Origin of the sequence: Occallatibacter sp., assembly GCF_036502485.1 — a bacterium.
GTDB lineage: Bacteria > Acidobacteriota > Terriglobia > Terriglobales > Acidobacteriaceae > Telmatobacter.
This window is the reverse complement of sequence record NZ_DASXYM010000173.1, coordinates 41,109-57,153: the sequence shown is the minus strand read 5'-3', so window position 1 is coordinate 57,153 and position 16,045 is coordinate 41,109. Positions and strand designations below refer to the sequence as shown.

Annotated in this window: 17 protein-coding genes; 9 read left to right on the top strand and 8 right to left on the bottom strand. The window is 62.3% G+C overall.

What is annotated here, in order from left to right; translation table 11 throughout:
- Positions 1-369: 369 nt before the first annotated feature.
- The 6 genes from VGL22_RS21140 to VGL22_RS21115 all read right to left on the bottom strand — a co-directional run bounded on the left by VGL22_RS21140 (position 370) and on the right by VGL22_RS21115 (position 4,914).
- Entirely contained in the window at positions 370-1,104 is a 735-nt protein-coding gene (locus VGL22_RS21140; protein ID WP_465268950.1) for a hypothetical protein, read from the bottom strand.
- Positions 1,105-1,200: 96 nt separating this feature from the next.
- Positions 1,201-1,869, bottom strand: a complete 669-nt coding sequence (locus VGL22_RS21135) for a YdcF family protein (RefSeq protein WP_465268949.1) — start codon at positions 1,867-1,869, stop codon at positions 1,201-1,203.
- 158 nt (positions 1,870-2,027) lie between these two features.
- Entirely contained in the window at positions 2,028-2,702 is a 675-nt protein-coding gene (locus VGL22_RS21130) for a nitroreductase family protein (protein ID WP_465268948.1), read from the bottom strand.
- 86 nt (positions 2,703-2,788) lie between these two features.
- Positions 2,789-3,301, bottom strand: a complete 513-nt coding sequence (locus VGL22_RS21125; protein WP_465268947.1) for a hypothetical protein — start codon at positions 3,299-3,301, stop codon at positions 2,789-2,791.
- On the bottom strand, positions 3,298-3,939 hold the full coding sequence (locus VGL22_RS21120) for an RNA polymerase sigma factor (protein WP_465268946.1): 642 nt from the start codon (positions 3,937-3,939) through the stop codon (positions 3,298-3,300). Before VGL22_RS21120 ends, VGL22_RS21125 begins: the two co-directional genes overlap by 4 nt.
- An 18-nt stretch (positions 3,940-3,957) precedes the next feature.
- Positions 3,958-4,914: a hypothetical protein gene (locus tag VGL22_RS21115; RefSeq protein WP_465268945.1), complete on the bottom strand. Its 957-nt coding sequence runs from the start codon at positions 4,912-4,914 to the stop codon at positions 3,958-3,960.
- A gap of 599 nt (positions 4,915-5,513) precedes the next feature.
- Between VGL22_RS21115 and VGL22_RS21110 the strand changes: the two genes are divergently transcribed.
- From VGL22_RS21110 to VGL22_RS21085, 6 genes are all read left to right on the top strand, one after another.
- Positions 5,514-6,830, top strand: a complete 1,317-nt coding sequence (locus VGL22_RS21110) for an adenylosuccinate synthase (protein ID WP_465268944.1) — start codon at positions 5,514-5,516, stop codon at positions 6,828-6,830.
- A gap of 65 nt (positions 6,831-6,895) precedes the next feature.
- On the top strand, positions 6,896-7,186 hold the full coding sequence (locus tag VGL22_RS21105; RefSeq protein WP_465268943.1) for a putative quinol monooxygenase: 291 nt from the start codon (positions 6,896-6,898) through the stop codon (positions 7,184-7,186).
- Between the two features lie 122 nt (positions 7,187-7,308).
- Positions 7,309-7,815, top strand: coding sequence for a nuclear transport factor 2 family protein (locus VGL22_RS21100; protein WP_465268942.1), 507 nt, complete (start codon positions 7,309-7,311; stop codon positions 7,813-7,815).
- 300 nt (positions 7,816-8,115) lie between these two features.
- Positions 8,116-8,454 carry a hypothetical protein gene (locus VGL22_RS21095; protein WP_465268941.1) on the top strand — a complete coding sequence of 113 codons (339 nt, stop codon included), beginning with the start codon at positions 8,116-8,118 and terminating at the stop codon, positions 8,452-8,454.
- Positions 8,455-8,523: 69 nt separating this feature from the next.
- Positions 8,524-9,408, top strand: coding sequence for a bifunctional DNA-formamidopyrimidine glycosylase/DNA-(apurinic or apyrimidinic site) lyase (gene mutM, locus VGL22_RS21090; protein ID WP_465268940.1), 885 nt, complete (start codon positions 8,524-8,526; stop codon positions 9,406-9,408).
- A 1,039-nt stretch (positions 9,409-10,447) separates the two neighbouring features.
- On the top strand, positions 10,448-11,377 hold the full coding sequence (locus VGL22_RS21085; protein ID WP_465268939.1) for a response regulator: 930 nt from the start codon (positions 10,448-10,450) through the stop codon (positions 11,375-11,377).
- 123 nt (positions 11,378-11,500) lie between these two features.
- On the opposite strand, the gene VGL22_RS21080 is transcribed toward VGL22_RS21085, so the two are convergent.
- A complete protein-coding gene (locus tag VGL22_RS21080; protein WP_465268938.1) occupies positions 11,501-11,869 on the bottom strand; it encodes a histidine triad nucleotide-binding protein in 369 nt (122 codons plus the stop codon).
- A gap of 101 nt (positions 11,870-11,970) precedes the next feature.
- Here VGL22_RS21080 and VGL22_RS21075 point away from each other — a divergent pair, with 101 nt between their 5' ends.
- The 3 genes from VGL22_RS21075 (at position 11,971) to VGL22_RS21065 (ending at position 14,638) form a co-directional block, all read left to right on the top strand.
- Positions 11,971-12,390 (top strand): PA2779 family protein, encoded by a 420-nt coding sequence (locus VGL22_RS21075; RefSeq protein ID WP_465268937.1) that lies wholly within the window; start codon positions 11,971-11,973, stop codon positions 12,388-12,390.
- Positions 12,391-12,419: 29 nt separating this feature from the next.
- Positions 12,420-12,953, top strand: coding sequence for a C39 family peptidase (locus tag VGL22_RS21070; protein WP_465268936.1), 534 nt, complete (start codon positions 12,420-12,422; stop codon positions 12,951-12,953).
- A 176-nt stretch (positions 12,954-13,129) separates the two neighbouring features.
- Positions 13,130-14,638: a hypothetical protein gene (locus VGL22_RS21065; RefSeq protein ID WP_465268935.1), complete on the top strand. Its 1,509-nt coding sequence runs from the start codon at positions 13,130-13,132 to the stop codon at positions 14,636-14,638.
- Between the two features lie 11 nt (positions 14,639-14,649).
- Here VGL22_RS21065 and VGL22_RS21060 read toward each other — a convergent pair whose 3' ends face one another.
- The gene (locus tag VGL22_RS21060) at positions 14,650-16,014 is read right to left on the bottom strand and encodes an AGE family epimerase/isomerase (protein WP_465268934.1); all 1,365 of its coding nucleotides are present in this window, start codon (positions 16,012-16,014) and stop codon (positions 14,650-14,652) included.
- Positions 16,015-16,045: the final 31 nt, after the last annotated feature.

The window sequence follows — 16,045 nt, the reverse complement described above, 5'->3', positions numbered from 1 at the left end:
CCTTCGTTCCATCAGATGCCGAATCAGATCAAGATCCAAGCGCTGCTCGGTCGCCGGGTGTTGCGCAATCCGGGACGCCGGGCGGGATCGTGCATGGTTCCCGCGGAGGAACCCCGGATGGCGAAGAATATCACACCCGGATGAACGGGAAAGTCTATCGAGCGAATAGGTTTGTTGTCATCCGCATTCCTCCGCCTGCCGGCTGCGACGGCTCCCCGAAGGTGAGATGCGTCTGTTGTGAAATCCGCTTGCGCCTCAACGGGACCGAGGTTCTGCCACTTTTCGAAACGGTTCGCCGGCCAGAATACTTGAAGGGCCGGAGCATCCGCTCCGGCCCTTCGATTTGCAGAGGCTGCCCTGTCGGCCAACCTATTTTTTGGTTTTTGGCAGGAACCTGTACTCGACGCCTACGGAGAACGCGGCGTTCACATCCCACTGTTTTGCCTTGGTTCCGTAGTTGATGCCGTAGTGGGTCCACACCGCATCGGGCGACATGCGAATGACCCAGCGCGCCGAGCGGTTGAGATCGAAGTGGCCGCCCATGATGGTGGCAAAGGCGATCTGGTTGTTGTAGAACCCGACTGTCTCGGCGGTAGCGTGATAAGCGCCGAGGTCATGCTCGAAGTCGCCGTAGGTTCCGCCGGCAAGCACGTGCGCGGTGATAGCGCCGTGTTTATTGTGGGGGCCGAGCCATTCCGGCCCGGCGGCGAACATGTACTCGGCGATGAACGGCCCCTGAATGCCAGCCGCGTTGGGTGCGGCGCCGCTGGTGCCCAGGGAGGGACGGAATGTGCCTTCAAGCCGCCAGCGCCGGGCCAGGCGATACGAGGCGTTGAATGTGGGGCCGCCCAGGTTGGCGCCCTGCAGCAGGTTGGGGCCGGCCTTGATGTGGCGGTAGGCCAACTCCACGGACATCTCCCATTTGTTGTCGTAGCGGACCCCGGCGAGCGGGTCGATGGCGATGTAGGCGGGCTGGGGGGTGGTGTCCGCGGGTGGCGGCACCTGGGACTGGCTGGACGATTCTTGTGCAGAAACACGAACACCGGCGCACACGACGAGCGCGGCAACAGCCAAAGAGGCGGTAAAACTTGCTGGGAAACGCATCGTTTTCAAGATTACAGGACCGTGCCAAGGCCGGACAACGCGGCCGATGGCCTTTTCGGTAGTCGGTTGGTACAGGGGTGGGACGATTTTGGGAACTCAGGGTGAGCAGCGCTCAGCCCACTGGGAGTAGAGCAGGTAGTAGCCGGTGTGCAGAATCTCGCTGACGGTGTCATCCCATTCCGAATCCTCTCCGGGGGCGGCGAGCGAGGGAGCGGCATGGCCATGCCAGAGGATGGGTGTGCGGCTGAAGATCAACTTCGACCGGGGCAAATGGCTTGTGCTGGTCACTACCTCGGCTGTTTTCCATCCATACTGCTTCATGATCCGCACGGAAAAGCAGGCGTTTTCGATGGTGTTTTCGGATTTGGGTTCGAGAACGATGGCGGACGAGGGAACGCCCTGCGCCTCAAGAAGACGGGCCATGACCGCGGCCTGGATGTAGCGACCATTTGGGCCGCCCGAGACGATGACGTGCCCAGCCACGCCACGATCGTACTCGTGCACGCCTTCAGTGATGCGCGAAACGAGGGCGGGAGTGGGGGTGCCGTCGGGGTCCACGTGGGCACCCAGGATGATGATGGCGTCAAAGCGGCTGGCTGTGGTGTTTCCCTGGGGGGCGAAGACGCGGGCCAGGATTGCCCAGAGGAGCAACGCCACACCCGTTGCGAGAACGGCGAGGATGATCCGGGTGCGCGGCTTGAGGCGGCTGCGGGACCGCGAGACGGCGCGCACGTGCGCGGTGGAGGAGCGTCGCGGGCGCTTCATGGGGGTTTGTTGGCGGAGCTGTCTGGGAGTGGATTGCACGGAATCGCGGGGCGGCCTCTGGCTTCACTTTATCGCGAAGGGCGGGGCTGGCGGGAGAGCCGATGCTTGATCCGCGGATGGCCAATCTCTCCTGATGGATCGAAACAGGACGGGCGTGGTCAGATCAGGTCGAGCGGCTGCTCCCACCCGGAGAAGACGATCTCCGCGAGCGGCTTGCGGGTGCGCGGTACCGTTTCAAGGTTGCGCTGGTACTCGACCTTCAAGGCCGCGGGCTCGCCCAGGTAGCCGATTGCGTTGACTGAACCGAGGTGGTAGTCCTCGGGAATATTGAACAGCCGGCGCGCCAGGGCGTGATCGAACCCGGCCATCTGGTGGCTGTGCAGGCCCAGCGCCGTGGCCTGATAGCAGAGCGTCGCGTCGGCCGCGCCCAGGTCGTGCATGGCGTACTGGTTGGCGCTGCCATCCTTGGAGAAGCTGGCTTTCGCGAGGCCCAGGACCAGCACGGGCGCCGAGCCGGCCCAGGCCTGGTTCCACTCGCCCAGTGACTGGAAGATTTTGTTGTAGGCGTCGTGATGCGGTTCGGGCTGCGTTTCCGGGTGCGCTTCAGGGCCCGATTCGGGGCCGCGGAGGCCCACGATCCAGCGCCAGGGCTGCTCATTGCTGGACGAGGCCGCCCAGCGCGCCGCCTCGAACAAGATGCGCAGGTCTTCGGAGCTTACATTGCGGGAGGCATCGAAGGAGCGCGGGCTCCAGCGCTCCAAGACGACGGGCAACACGCGCGGAACAGCCGGAGCGTGCTTGAGTTGTTCAACTTCCTGGGCGGTCAGGGTCATGCGGGGAGCTCCACAAAAGGGGAATGGCTGCCCTAATTGGATTGCAAGGAGGCGGGGAGGATTCCCGGATTCAGCCGCCGCGCCGCTCAGTGTTTGTCAGACGACGCGAAGGCGGCGAAGCCGCCGGCGATGGCGACCACGGCCAGCAGGCAGCCTACCAGCAGGGCTGCGCCGGTCGCGTTTTGCAGGGACTCGGGAACCAGGGCTTCGAGGTGGAGGGCGCGGGGCGCGTCGGCGATCCAGGCAAACCAGCCGGCACTGTTGCGCACCTGGGAGATGAGGAACGCGACCGCCGCCACCAGCGCCACGGCAACGGCAAACACCTGCGCGCCGAGGAGAGGGCGGCTGATGCGCTGGATGGCTGCATTGCGGCGGCGAAGCTGGGCGCGCCACCACAGCACGCCCGGTGACTCCAGGCGAGGTTCTGACGATGCCATGGCCCGTTCACGCCGGAAGGCCTGCGCCAGCAGTACGCGCTGCGAGCAGGCATTGCAGGCAGTCACATGGGCGCGGAGTTCTTGGGCCGCGGCATGGGGCCAGTGGCCGGCGCGCAAGGCATCGGCCAGTTCCCTTTCGCGAGTGCACGTGCCGAAACTCATCGCGCGCCTCCGCTGTTGGGACCTGCATGGTTTGGACCGGACTGGTTTGGACCGGACTGGATGAGATGGGCGGCCCGGCGCCGCGCCCGGAACAGGAGGAGGCGGACGCTCGCCGAGGCCAGCCCGGTGATGGCAGCGATTTCACGGTGGGAGTAGCCCTCCGCATAGGCGAGCCAGAGTAGCTGCCGCTCGCGTGGTTTGAGAAGCAGCAGCGCCGGGCCGAGCAGCGCGCGGGTGTCCGCGGCCTCTGAGGTATCGGGGGCGCGAAAGTGCTCTTCAGAGAGATCGTCGATGGCGGTTGTTTTGGGACGACGCCAGTGATCGCGCATGAGGTTGGTTGCGATGCGGAACAGGTAGCGACGTGCGGCCACCTCACCATCTACATCGGTGCGCGGGGCGTCCGCGGCCAGAAAGCGGATGTAGCTCTCCTGCAGCAGGTCGTCAGCCAGCGCCGGATCGCCGGAGACGCGGGCGAGGTAGGCCCACAGGGGCCGTGCGGAGCGCTCATAGAATCCTGCGAAGGCATCGCTATCCATGTCCGCCCACGAGGGAGCCCCAGGTCTCACTTCTGAAACCCGGGCTCCTGCGATCGGCTGCGGAATGGTGTTTTCGAGCGGCATGGGTCTGTGCTTCCTCACTGTACGCTCTCCGGAGCACTAGCGGTCCAGAGGCGTGTCGAACGTTTGCGCGTGCCCTGCGGGCGGCATCAAGCCCAGCCGCCCGGCCAGCACCCAGGTGATGCCTGCGGAGATGATGAAGCCGACTCCGGGCATGAGGGTCAACACGCCCAGGACCCGCATGGGGGCCTGGTAATCGGCACCGGTGTTGCGCAGCAGGAGGAATCCCGCGCCCAGCAGCACCAGCACCACGCCGATCTGGATGGGTGTGAGTACGCGCGCCACGGCATTGGGCATGCGCTGGGCATTTTCGGCATGGAGCGGGATGGGCGCCGCTTCGAGGAAGCGGCGTCCGGCGTCCGTCTCCATGTACGCGGCGAGCTCCTGGCTGGAGGAGAACTTGTCGATGAGGCGGCCATGGACGTCTGACTGCAGCTTGAAGATGCGGCTCCAGCGGCGGCTCTCGATGAACACGCGCGCGCCCCAGACGGCGGCGGCCAGGAAGCACCCGAAGGCCAGCAGCGGACCCAGGGCATCGCCGATGAACGAGTCGAAGCCGGTGTGGCGGTTCACGCGGTACACGTCGGGCCACACCTCGCGGGAGAGCGCCTCATCGGGCGAGCCGTCCTGCGGGTCCATGTGGGTGAAGAGGTAGAAGTCGGGATTGCGCGCGACCTCAGGATGCGAGGTGAGGAAATCGGCCAGCTGGGGATTGTTGCGGCTCACGTAGCTCTGGTCGGACAACAGGGACGGATCGTGGGAGATGACGGTGGTGAGGGTGGGGCTCAGTCGCAGCAGCTCGATAAGCTGCCGCTGGGTGGCGGCTATTTCTTTCTTGCTCAGCTCGGGATTTGCGGGCTGCTGCGGGGCCTGCGCGGCGGGGGGCTGCTGTGCGGCGGGGTGCCGGGGGGCGGGGCTGGGAGCCTGAGCGCCGGCGACGGCCAGCGGGAGAGCCAGGAAACAGGAGAGCCAGGGAAAACTGCGTTTGTATGCCATTGGGACACCTCGTTCAGCGGTTCTACTGAGACAACGTTTAGACAACGGACTTGGTTAACCGATGATTCCGTTCCGCTGCGTTTACAGAAGAGTGAAGTGTCAAAAAAGTCCTAACGCTATGTCACGCCTGACACGTCACAGGCGCATGAGTTTTGCACCTGATTTCACAAGTGCTGCGCGACAGATCTGGCGTTTCCGAGGGAATGGCGGGTTCAGTTCTTGGGGGCCCTGACGGATCTTTTGCCTGATTCCGCGCCGTCCACCTCAAGGGACGAGCCAACACCTCTCATCGAGGGGCAATCCATTGAGGGTGCGCCTGAAGACGAAGAATCTCTTGAGAACTGACCGTCGTACTGCCTTCGCGCGCGGTCTTATCAAGGATTCAGAGGGTTTATCATCATCAAGGGTCGTGGCTTGAAGTTGCCGCGCTTTTTTTGTGTGTTCGGGGCGCGGGGAACAGCGGGTCCTTCGCTGCGCCAGGATGACAAGTCCTTGGGGTGTTTGGACAATTCCTTGGGGTGTTGGGACAATTCCCTGGGTGTCCGAACGATTTTCTGGAATGTCCTGGAATGTCCGAACGGGAAGACGGAAGAGACGTGATGCGAGCAAAGACGGCGGTAGTGCTGGGCGCCCAATGGGGCGACGAGGGCAAGGGCAAGATTGTGGATGTGCTGAGCGAGCGCTTCAGCGCCGTGGCACGTTACGCCGGCGGGCATAACGCCGGGCACACGGTCATCATTGGAGGGCAGAAATTCGTCCTCCAGCTCATTCCCTGCGGGGTCTTGCGGAAGGGCTGCCAGGGCGTGATCGGCAACGGCGTGGTGCTTGATCCCATTGCGTTCCTGAAAGAAGTGGCGCGGGTGAAGGAACTGGGCGTTGAGGTGGATGGCGCGCTCAAGGTGTCGAACCGCGCGCAGGTCATCCTGCCTTATCACCGCATGATCGAGCTGGCCGCCGAGTCGGCGCCGGGGCGCAAGAAGATTGGTACCACCAGCCGCGGTATTGGGCCGGCCTATGAGGACAAGATGGCGCGCGGCGGCCTGCGGGTTGTGGACCTTCTGCGGCCCGACCTGCTCAAGACGCACATCGAGGCGGCGTGCGCGGAGAAGAACAACATCGCTCACGCGCTGTTCGGCACGGATCCGCTGGACTCGGCAAAGATTTACGACGAGTACGCCGCGGCAGCCGAGCAGGTTCGACCGTACGTGACGGACACCGCGAGGCTGCTCAACGACATTCTGCGCGACGGCGGCAGCGTGATGTTTGAGGGCGCGCAGGGTACGATGCTCGATATCGATCATGGAACCTATCCCTTCGTCACCTCTTCGAGCGCCACGGCCGGGGGCGCCTGCATCGGCACCGGCGTGGGGCCGACGGCCATCGGCACGGTGATCGCAGTGACCAAGGCTTATGTGACGCGCGTAGGCGAGGGACCCTTCCCCACCGAGATTCACGAGCCTATCGGCGACCAGCTCCGCGCCCGCGGCAACGAATATGGCGCGGTCACTGGACGGCCCCGGCGCGTGGGCTGGCTGGACATCCCGCTGCTGCGCTATTCCAACCGGGTGAACGGCGCCGAGTGGCTGGTGATCACGAAGATGGACGTGCTCGACGAACTGTCCGAGATCCCCATCTGCGTGGGCTACGAGATTGACGGCAAGGTCACCGATGAGATTCCCGCCGATGTGCTGGGGCTGGAGCGGATCAAGCCTGTCTATACAAATCTGAAGGGCTGGCATTCTTCCACGGAAGGGATTACCGACTTCGAGAAGCTGCCGGCGGCGGCGCGCGAGTATCTCCGTTTCCAGGAGCGGGAGAGCGGGGCGAAGATTGGCATGGTGTCCACGGGCCCGGATCGGGACCAGACCATGGTTCTGCCCGAGTTTGCCGCGGCGCTGGACGAAATCCACCGCTAACGTGTGGTAAAAGCAGACAACAGGCCCAGTCCGGCACTACGCGGCAGGCGGAAGGATTGCCCCAGATGGTTGTCACCTTTACGGTTCGAATGACGTTTCAATCAGAAGACCGGAACGAGATCCAGGACGCGCTGCGCAAACTGGCGGAAGCGTCACGGCAGGAGCCGGGCTGCGTCACCTATATCCCGCACTGCGTGCAGGGCGACCCCGACGCGGTGCTTATTTACGAGCAGTACAAGGACAATGCGGCGGCAGAGGCGCACCGGGCCTCCGACCACTTCAAGAAGTATGCGGTGGGCTGTCTTTACCAGAAGATGCGCGAACGCAGTCGGGAGGACCTGATCGCTCTCGTATGAGGAGCGGCTGCGTCCAAAAGGGTAAGTGGCAGGCATGCGCTCTCAAATGAGAGAGATTACAAATAATTCATGGCAAATCGTTTGACCGGCACGCCAATTCAGGGCTACTATCCGGTACGCTTATGCCCCACATAGTTGTACGCTTCTCTATCCGAAAGGCGCTTTCGGTGATCGCCGCGCTCGTGTGCCTGAGCACAGGAGCAGCCCTGGCGAAGCCGGCGCTGGACCGTGCCGAGCGGCACGAGAGCCGGCATGAAATCGACCAGCTCGAACAGAGCTGGAAGGATGCCATTCTGCGGCGGGACGTGCAGGCCATGGATCATCTGCTGGCCGAGGATTACATCTCCATCACGGCCAACGGCACGCTGCAGTCGAAGGAGCAGACGCTTCAGGAGCTCAGATCCGGATCATTGCACTTTAATTCCATCGATTTCGCCGACCGCAAGGTGCGGTTCTACGGGCAGACCGCGCTGGTCACTTCCCGCGCAGAGGTGAATGGAGACTCGGGAGAGGGCAAGATCATTGGCAGTTACCGGTTCACCCGGGTGTATGTGCGCGATCCGCATGGCGAATGGAAGATTGTAAGCTTTGAAGCCAGCCGGATCCGCGAGGCCGGAGAACGCAAGTAACCGTACCGCCCGCGATTGAATTTGCCGGCGAGCATCCTTCCGCAGTACCTCTCGCCAGGCGATGCCGTTACTTTATATCGTTTGAAACATTGACCCGGGCAGACACATACTAAAGATCAGGGAAATTGCCGCCAATCAAACTGTGTGGCGTATTCGCAGTTAGGATCAGGCGGGAGAAGCAGCAATCCAGCTGGGGGCGTGCTTTCAGCCGATTCCGGCGGCAAGCATACAGAAGCTTCGGGTTTGCTTCTCTCTGCGCACAGCATCCGCAGCAGGCCTTGAACGTCAGGAGTGGACACCATGAACCATCGGCAACTGGGGCTCCTAAGATCTTTTTCGCTATTCTTCCTGCTTCCGGGACTTGCCGGTCTTTTGTTTTCGGCCATGGTTTCCACGCACTACCTGGACACGCTGCCGCGTCTGCCTGTGCCAGCCGAGATGCGCATGGTCCCGCGCAATATTCACGGGACCGTGGTGTACCAGACGGAGCAGGAAGATCGTATGCTCACGCTGGTGGAAGATTGCTCCGTGGGCGTCTTTCTCATCGGCCTCGGGACCGGACTGGTGTACCTGAGGAAATGGGGAATCGCGCAGGCGCTTAGCGCGGAAGACGACGACCAGGTGCCTGAACAAGCCTGAGACAAATTTCGTCATTCTTTGTGCAGGGCGCATTTCGGGGCGCAATTCTCCTCTTCTACAATCTGGATCATGCCTGAGCTTCCCGAGGTAGAGACCATCGCGCGAGGCGTGAACGAGCGCGTTCGCGGCGATCGCATTGCCGAAGCGTGGTTCAGTTCCGCGCCGCAGACCTTCAAGACCGCGCCGCAGATCCAGGCGGAGGGGTTGGAGGGCAGCGTCATTCTGGAAGTTCATCGGACGGGCAAGCACATTGTGTGCGAACTCAGGTCCGGAACGGCGCGGGGCGGGGGAAGAGCGGGCAAAGAGGCGCGAGCGGATGGACTGGGGCGCGATGCGCAGTCCCCGGATGCGCAATGGATCGTGCATCTGGGAATGACCGGCCGTCTGCTCGTCACCACGCCTGACGGAATGGTGGAGAAACACACGCATGCCCGGCTGCGCCTTGTCAGCGGCCGCGAGATCCGCTTCGTCGATCCGCGGCGGTTCGGACGGCTGGAATATCGGAAGTTGAAGCACGACCAGGGATTCACGGCGCATGGCGCCGAACCGCTTACGATCGCCAACGAGGATTTTGCGGCGCTTTTCCGCGGCCGCAAACTGGCGATCAAGGCAGCCCTGCTCAACCAGACGCTGCTTTCCGGTGTGGGCAACATCTATGCCGACGAGAGCCTGTTCCGGGCCGGTATTCGTCCGCGGCGCGCTGCCGGACGGATGACGCGCGCCGAACTGGAGCGGCTCCGGGAATCGCTGCGGAGCGTCCTTCAGGACGCGATCCGGCTGGGGGGCTCTTCTGTATCCGACTACGTGGATGCCGAAGGGGTGCGCGGCTTCTTTCAACTGGAGCACAGGGTTTATCAGCGTACGGGGGAGCCCTGCCGGGAGTGCAAAACGCCGATTCGCCGCATCGTGGTTGGCGGCCGGAGCACGCACTACTGTCCGAAATGCCAGAAGTGAAGGCACGTGCCGGGCTTTGGGTGGCCGAGGCCGACGGATTCTATGAAATTCCGTATCAGCTTCTACCAGGAACTCTATAAATTCGGTATGAAGAGCGTCGCGTGAGCCACAAGTGGCTGAAAACAATGAAAGCCAGCATTGGCACGGTGATTGCTATATAGAGGGTGCCAGTGATGTACAGGCTGTCAGGAAAAGCGGCAGCCCAGGAAACAGCGGCACCCGGATATGAGTCCCCGCCTAAGAGCGGATAAGAGTGGCCAGCCGGGGCCCGATAAGAGACGGTAGGCTTAAGCCGCCGCGCAATCATAACGGGGGAGGCCAGTGACCCCGATCGTTACCGAGAACGCCGCTCCTTGCGAGTGGCGTTTGTCGTATACGACAGTTTTCCCAGGGAGTTCAGTGACGCAGTTCCGGGAACACCGGAGCTTGTGTGAGGGAAGACACGAAAGTGCTACTTGCCACTGGAGCCCGGGCACTGTAGTATCAGATTTGCCGAGAAAGTGGCTGAAGCGAGCCCCCGTTTCCGGGGAGAGCGCGCTCGCCACCAGACTAGGAAATTCGCCCGGGAGTTCTGGATTCACGGCTCAGGATCGGCGCAATCTCCCCGTTGAACGGCATCACGAGAGGATGAGAGTAGCGGCGCTGGGATAGAGGCTGTGCGCCTGACTCGTCGGCTGTGAAACTCGGGGGCCGAGTCAGATTGAGCGCTTAGATTTTTCCGCGATATCCGCAGATTGCTGCTCTGAACACGAGAACTCCGGTGCGCCCGAAGGCGTAGTCACCCATAAGTAAGCCGCGATTTTTTAGAGAAAGGCCCCGCATAGGTCAGCACATCAGCGCAACAGACGTGACGAACCGGGTCATAGCCGACGCCGGGCAGAAGTTGCAGCGTTTGATGACCGAAGGGTCCTCTTGAAGAGAATGTGGCGCGTCGCAGTTCGCTGCGCAAGCAGGCCGACGCGCACAGGGTAGTGCTGATTCCGGTAAGGAAGCAGCAAAAGCAAGGCAATCCAACAGCACAGTGCCAGGAAGTGCACGCATGACGACAGAACCAACGCAGCCCCAGTCTGAATCGGGGCCGGGCCCGGCAAATGGCCAGGGCCAATCCCAGGGGCATCGGCGCCGCCGCCGCCGCCGCAAGAACAAATCGAGCCACTCGGGTGCTCCCCAAACGCAGCAGGGCCAGCAGCCCCAGCCCCAGCCCCAGCAGGCGCCGCTGCCGCCGCCGCCCCAGGCCGCCGCTCCCAGACCGCCGCAGCAGCAGATGCAGCAGCGCCCACAGGGACAGGGTGGCAGGAAGAAGAAGAAATTCTTCCAGAAGGGCGGCTCTCAGCAGGCCCAGGCAAGCCCCGGAAACAGCATTCATCCGCCGCAGAACAAGCGCAAGACCAAGCAGCGCGGTCCGCGCGAGTTCGTCGGTCCCATGGACCATAGCTACCGCGTGGCAAATGGCAATGTGGCTGATATGGCTGGATCCACCATTCCCTCGCCCAACAACGGGAATTTTTATCCAGACGTGTACGTGTCGCCCACAGCGGCGGCGTCTGTCCGCCATGACTCCCCTACGCGCATCTTCTGCTTCATTGAAGACTTGTTCTTTCTGGCGAAGATCAACGAGACCGCGCGCAAGCTGGGCGTAAAGGTGGAGTTCGTCAAGGGAAGCGAGAAAGACTCGGTTGCCCGCATCCTGGAGGCTCCGGAAAACGAGCGAGCGCGCCTCATCGTCTTTGACCTGAACAACGCCAACGCCAAGCCGATGACGTTGATTCCCAAGTTCAAGACGAAGTTCAAGCGCTCCACCTCGATTGTCGGCTTCCTCTCGCACCTGCAGGGCGACCTGAAGGCCAAGGCGGTGGAAGTGGGATGCGACACGGTGATGCCGCGCTCCGCGTTCTCGCAGAGCCTGCCGAACCTTCTGCGCCGGTACGGCCTGGAAGAAGAAGAAGAATACGTCCCACAGCCGGTGTAAGAAGGCAGGGAGCAGGGAGTAGAAAAGCCAAGAGCGCATCCTCGCGGGTGCGCTCTTCTTTGTTCGAAATCTACCACCAGAGCTCCGAGCTGCCCCTATGTTCCCTATTCCTGTTCCCTGCTTTTATCCCGGCGGCCAGCTCAGATGTCGGCCGCCCAGCACATGCACGTGGAGGTGATCTACGGTCTGCCCGGCGTCGCGACCGCTGTTCACGACCAGGCGATATCCGTTCTCCAGCCCTTGCGTGCGTGCAATCTCCGCGGCTTTCAGCAGCAGGTGGCCCAGCACATCGGCATGCTCGCTGCTCGCATGGGCGATGGAGGGGATGTGCTCGCGCGGCACAACCAGGAAGTGCACCGGCGCCTGGGGATTGATGTCGGCGAATGCGTACGAGTGCTCGTCGCTGTGCACGGCTTTCGACGGAATTGTTCCCGCGGCGATTTTGCAGAACAGGCAATCCATGGCGACCAGTGTACAAGAGGGGGGACGCACTCAAGGATTGCGCTCTTGCCAAGGTAGGGCAACTTCGATGTTTGAGGGCGGCATCCTAGCACTCGGAACAAGAAGCCCTATCTTACTTGGAGACACTTACAATGAAACTAAACCCCACCTTCAGGCGGTTGCTGGGAGGCCTGGCACCTGTGGCGCTGCTTCTGGCATTCGTCGCACCCAGGACCGTCGCTGCGCAGGCAACTGATCAGGATCACGTCGTGTCCTCGCAGGCGCTCGACCAGCAACTGGCGAACTCCTCCGCCGCACGCCAGCAGAACATCGACACGCTGCAGAAGCTGCTGGAAACGCCGACCGCGCAAAAAGCAATGCACGATGCGAAGGTGGATCCGCAACAGGTGAAGAGCGCCATTCCCACGCTGAGCGACGACGAGCTGGCGAATCTCTCAGGACGAGCTAACAAGGCGCAGAGCGATCTGGCTGCTGGGTTCATAGGACCTGGGCTGTTCACCATCATCATCCTGGCCATCATCGTCATCATCATCATCATCGTGATCCACTGACGATGCGGAAGCCGGCTGTTTATGCAGGAATGGCGCTTGCCGCGGCCATGTTGACCGCGCAGGCGCCGGCTGCTTTCTTCATCGATGTTCCCTTTGTGCATCAGCCGAAGGAAGGCTGCGGGGCCGCGGCCCTGGCAATGGTGATGCAGTACTGGGATGGGCAGGCCGCGCACGCGAATAGCGCCGCGGCGGTGCCGGCCGATCACGATGTCGCCAGCATTCAGGAGGCGCTTTACTCGCCGCACGATCACGGCATTACCGCGTCGTCGATGCAGAGCTATCTGGAACAGCATGGGTTTCGCGTATTCGCTTTGAACGGGACCTGGGATGATCTGGAGCAGCACCTGCGCAAAGGCCGGCCGCTCATCGTCGCCATCCGACCCGACGGGCAGCGCGCGTTGCACTATGTTGTGCTCGACGGTCTTGATACGGCGCGTGGACTGGTGATGATGAACGATCCCGGCGAACGCAAGCTGCTTACCGAGGAACGTACTTCATTCGAGAAAGTCTGGAAGGCTACACACAATTGGTTGCTGCTCGCCGTTCCTGCCGCCGCGCACTAACTGCTCTCGCAGGTCTCGCGATCGTTCTCTGCATACGTGCGGAGTCGCAGTGCCGTGCGGCTGAAGATAAGTGGTCGCAGATACATCAGCTCTACTTACAAAAGAACTGGGAAGCGGTGGCGCGGGACGCGGAAGGATCCGGCGAAGCGTCCGCTGACGTGGCGTTCGAGCGTGGCATGGCCCTTGCGCATCTGCAGCGCTGGAGCGATGCCCACGCCGCGCTCGTCGAAGGTCATCGGCACTGTCCTGAGGACAAGCGATTCCCGGTTGAGCTCGCGGGTGTCTCCTTCCAGCAGAAACATCTGCCGGAAACCGCGGCGTGGCTGCGCAACGCGCTGAAGCTCGATTCACATGACGAATACGCGCTGAACTTTGCGGGCACCACCTATTACCTCATGGGCAATCTTGACGCGGCGTTGAAGTACTGGAACCGCGTGCACAAGCCGTATATTGCGAGCCTGAAGGTGGATCAAAATTTGCAGCTCCAACATCGTGTTCTCGATCGCGCGTTCGCGTTCAGTCCGGCGGCCGTTTTGCGGCGCGACGAGTTTGCCGCAACCGAGACGCGGCTGCATGCCCTCGACATTTATCCGATCTACAGCCTCGGCCTGCAGGCGCGCCCTGATGGCAAACTTGACGCGGAGTTTCACGCTTTCGAGCGGCACGGTTTTGGCAGCAATCGCTGGCAGGCGCTGATCTCCATTTTCGGCGGCCTGCCCTATGAGACCATCTATCCCGCTTATTACAACGCGGGGCACGGCGGCCTGAATGTGGAATCGCTCTTTCGATGGGATGCCGAGAAGCAACGGGCCTGGGCCGATATGAGCGCGCCGTGGCATGGTATGCCGCAGTGGCGCTGGAGGGTGTCTGCTGACAATCGATGGGAGAACTGGAGCGTGCGGCCGTTGTCGGCGAATGGCTCCGAAGCCGGATCGCTGCGGCTCACCAAGCAGGCGGGTAGTGCGACCTTTGCCTCGTTCCAGAGCGGGCGCACGCAATGGGCGCTGGGCGCCGAAGTTTCGCATCGCCGCTTCACGAACGTGGCGTTCGGGGCCGGCTCTGTCTCTGGGCTCAATTCCGAACTGGTGAATGGCGGCTTCCAGGTCAAGCAGCTTGCGTCGATGGACGACAACACCGTTGACCTGCCGGAGCACCGCTTCACGATCCACACGGGCGCTACCTCTGAAGTGGCGCGCCTGTGGTCGACACCAGCACGCATCTACGGCAAGTTGCAGGGCGATGCGCGTCTGCGCTGGTTCCCACGGCAAAGCGGCGATGCCTGGGAAGTACAGCAGCGCGTTCGCGGAGGGACGACGTTCGGCACGCCGCCGTTCGACGAGCTGTGGATGCTGGGCGTGGAGCGCGACACAGATCTGTGGCTGCGCGGCGATCTGGGAGCGCGCGGCGGTCGCAAGGGCAGCTCTCCACTTGCCTCGCGCTACATGCTTGCGAACTCGGACCTGATTCGACGTGTTTATTCAAACGGGCTCATCAGCATCAAGGCCGGGCCCCTCTTCGACGCTGCGCGCGCTGCTGCTCCTGCGACCGGTCTCGCACCCAACCAATGGCTGTTCAGCACGGGAGCCGAAGTAAAGCTCACCGTGTTGGGCGTGGGCGCGGTTTTCACCTACGGCCGCGATCTGCGCACCGGAAATAATGCGTTCTTCGCCACGCTGGCGCAATAGTTCTCAATCACTCACTTCGCGGTTGCTGCCGGCTGTGGCGCGGATTCAGCGGCAAGACGCCGCAACCGCTCACTCACATTCCAGAAGGCGCGGCCGTCGTGATACGCCGCCTTCCAGATAGACCCTTTGTCCTGGGTCAACGGCTTCCCGTCCGCTGTGGTCAGGTTGAAGTCGCCGCCATTCTGCCCATCGATGGTGTGATTGCGGATAAACTCCCACTGCGCCAGAAAGCGCTCGAAGTATACGGGATCATCTTTCCCGTACCGCTCGTGCATGAGGAGCAGGGCATTCAATCCTTCGCACTCCACCCACCACTCCTTGCTGGTATTCTCCGGCTGGCCGAACGTGGTGCCCTCGTGAAAGAAGCCTCCGTTCTTCGCGTCCCATCCGTAGGCCAGGGCATGATCCACCAGCATTTTCGCCATACGCTCAGTGGCCTCGCTGGCTTTCTTGTGCAGCACCTCATCGGTCTCGAGCATCAGGTACGCGGTTTCCACGTCATGCCCATAGGAGTCGTGATCGGGGATGGCCTGCCACTCATTGGTGAAGTAAAGGTTCATCACTCCGGGCGGCCCGCTGATTTTGTCGCGCACAATCGCAAGCAACTCTTCGAGCCGCGCGCGGATGGTCGCATCCGGCCACACCGCATAGAGCTGCGTAAAGGCCTCGAGCAGGTGGATATGCGTGTTCATGGACTTGAAGCCGATGGGGCCAATGCCGTTGCTCTCCACACGGCCATTCACAATCCGCATGGGCACCGGTGTGCCATCGCGCGTCAGCCACTCGAAATAGCCGCCGCTCTTCGTGTCATGCGCGTGCTGATCGATCCAGGAAAAGCCCTTCTTCGCAAGTTCCAGCGCCTGCTCGTCATGCGTGGCCTGGTAGGCGGCGGCGGCGCCGTAGATGCAGAATCCGATTCCGTAGAGTTCTTTGTGATCGCCGAATTGCGGCGTAGTCTTTCCTTCGTCATCCAGTCCCCAGAAGAAGCCGCCGTCCTGCTTGTCCCACATCACGTCCCGCAAAAACTCCACGCCGTGGCGCACGATGGGCGCGAACTCCTGCTTTCGCTGCGGCTCGCGCATGGCGGCCTGCGCGGCGACCCACGTCATGCGCCCCTGAAACACTGAGAACTTGCCATCGCTGGGCAGCTTCTTCCAGTCGCGCGCAAAGTGCGAATGAAACCCGCCATGCTCGTTGTCCACCGCGCGGGGAAACCACACGCCCAGCACGTCTTTGTGCAGAGCATCTTCCACTTCGCCTGCCAATTTGAGATACGTGTCACGCGTGGGCTGCGGCTGCGCCGCAACGTCGGGCGACTGCGCCACGCACATCCCGCGCACCAAGAGCAAAAGCAAAAGGACGGAACGAAACCGCACAGGCGAACACCTTTCATGCAACCGGAATCCG

Bases quoted from the DNA above. Each gene is read 5' to 3' on its own strand.
- VGL22_RS21140 (WP_465268950.1), bottom strand. From the start codon at position 1,104: ATGCGTTTCCCAGCAAGTTTTACCGCCTCTTTGGCTGTTGCCGCGCTC.
- VGL22_RS21135 (WP_465268949.1), bottom strand. From the start codon at position 1,869: ATGAAGCGCCCGCGACGCTCCTCCACCGCGCACGTGCGCGCCGTCTCG.
- VGL22_RS21130 (WP_465268948.1), bottom strand. From the start codon at position 2,702: ATGACCCTGACCGCCCAGGAAGTTGAACAACTCAAGCACGCTCCGGCT.
- VGL22_RS21125 (WP_465268947.1), bottom strand. From the start codon at position 3,301: ATGAGTTTCGGCACGTGCACTCGCGAAAGGGAACTGGCCGATGCCTTG.
- VGL22_RS21115 (WP_465268945.1), bottom strand. From the start codon at position 4,914: ATGGCATACAAACGCAGTTTTCCCTGGCTCTCCTGTTTCCTGGCTCTC.
- VGL22_RS21110 (WP_465268944.1), top strand. From the start codon at position 5,514: ATGCGAGCAAAGACGGCGGTAGTGCTGGGCGCCCAATGGGGCGACGAG.
- VGL22_RS21105 (WP_465268943.1), top strand. From the start codon at position 6,896: ATGGTTGTCACCTTTACGGTTCGAATGACGTTTCAATCAGAAGACCGG.
- VGL22_RS21100 (WP_465268942.1), top strand. From the start codon at position 7,309: ATGCCCCACATAGTTGTACGCTTCTCTATCCGAAAGGCGCTTTCGGTG.
- VGL22_RS21095 (WP_465268941.1), top strand. From the start codon at position 8,116: ATGAACCATCGGCAACTGGGGCTCCTAAGATCTTTTTCGCTATTCTTC.
- mutM (WP_465268940.1), top strand. From the start codon at position 8,524: ATGCCTGAGCTTCCCGAGGTAGAGACCATCGCGCGAGGCGTGAACGAG.
- VGL22_RS21085 (WP_465268939.1), top strand. From the start codon at position 10,448: ATGACGACAGAACCAACGCAGCCCCAGTCTGAATCGGGGCCGGGCCCG.
- VGL22_RS21075 (WP_465268937.1), top strand. From the start codon at position 11,971: ATGAAACTAAACCCCACCTTCAGGCGGTTGCTGGGAGGCCTGGCACCT.
- VGL22_RS21070 (WP_465268936.1), top strand. From the start codon at position 12,420: ATGGCGCTTGCCGCGGCCATGTTGACCGCGCAGGCGCCGGCTGCTTTC.
- VGL22_RS21065 (WP_465268935.1), top strand. From the start codon at position 13,130: ATGGCCCTTGCGCATCTGCAGCGCTGGAGCGATGCCCACGCCGCGCTC.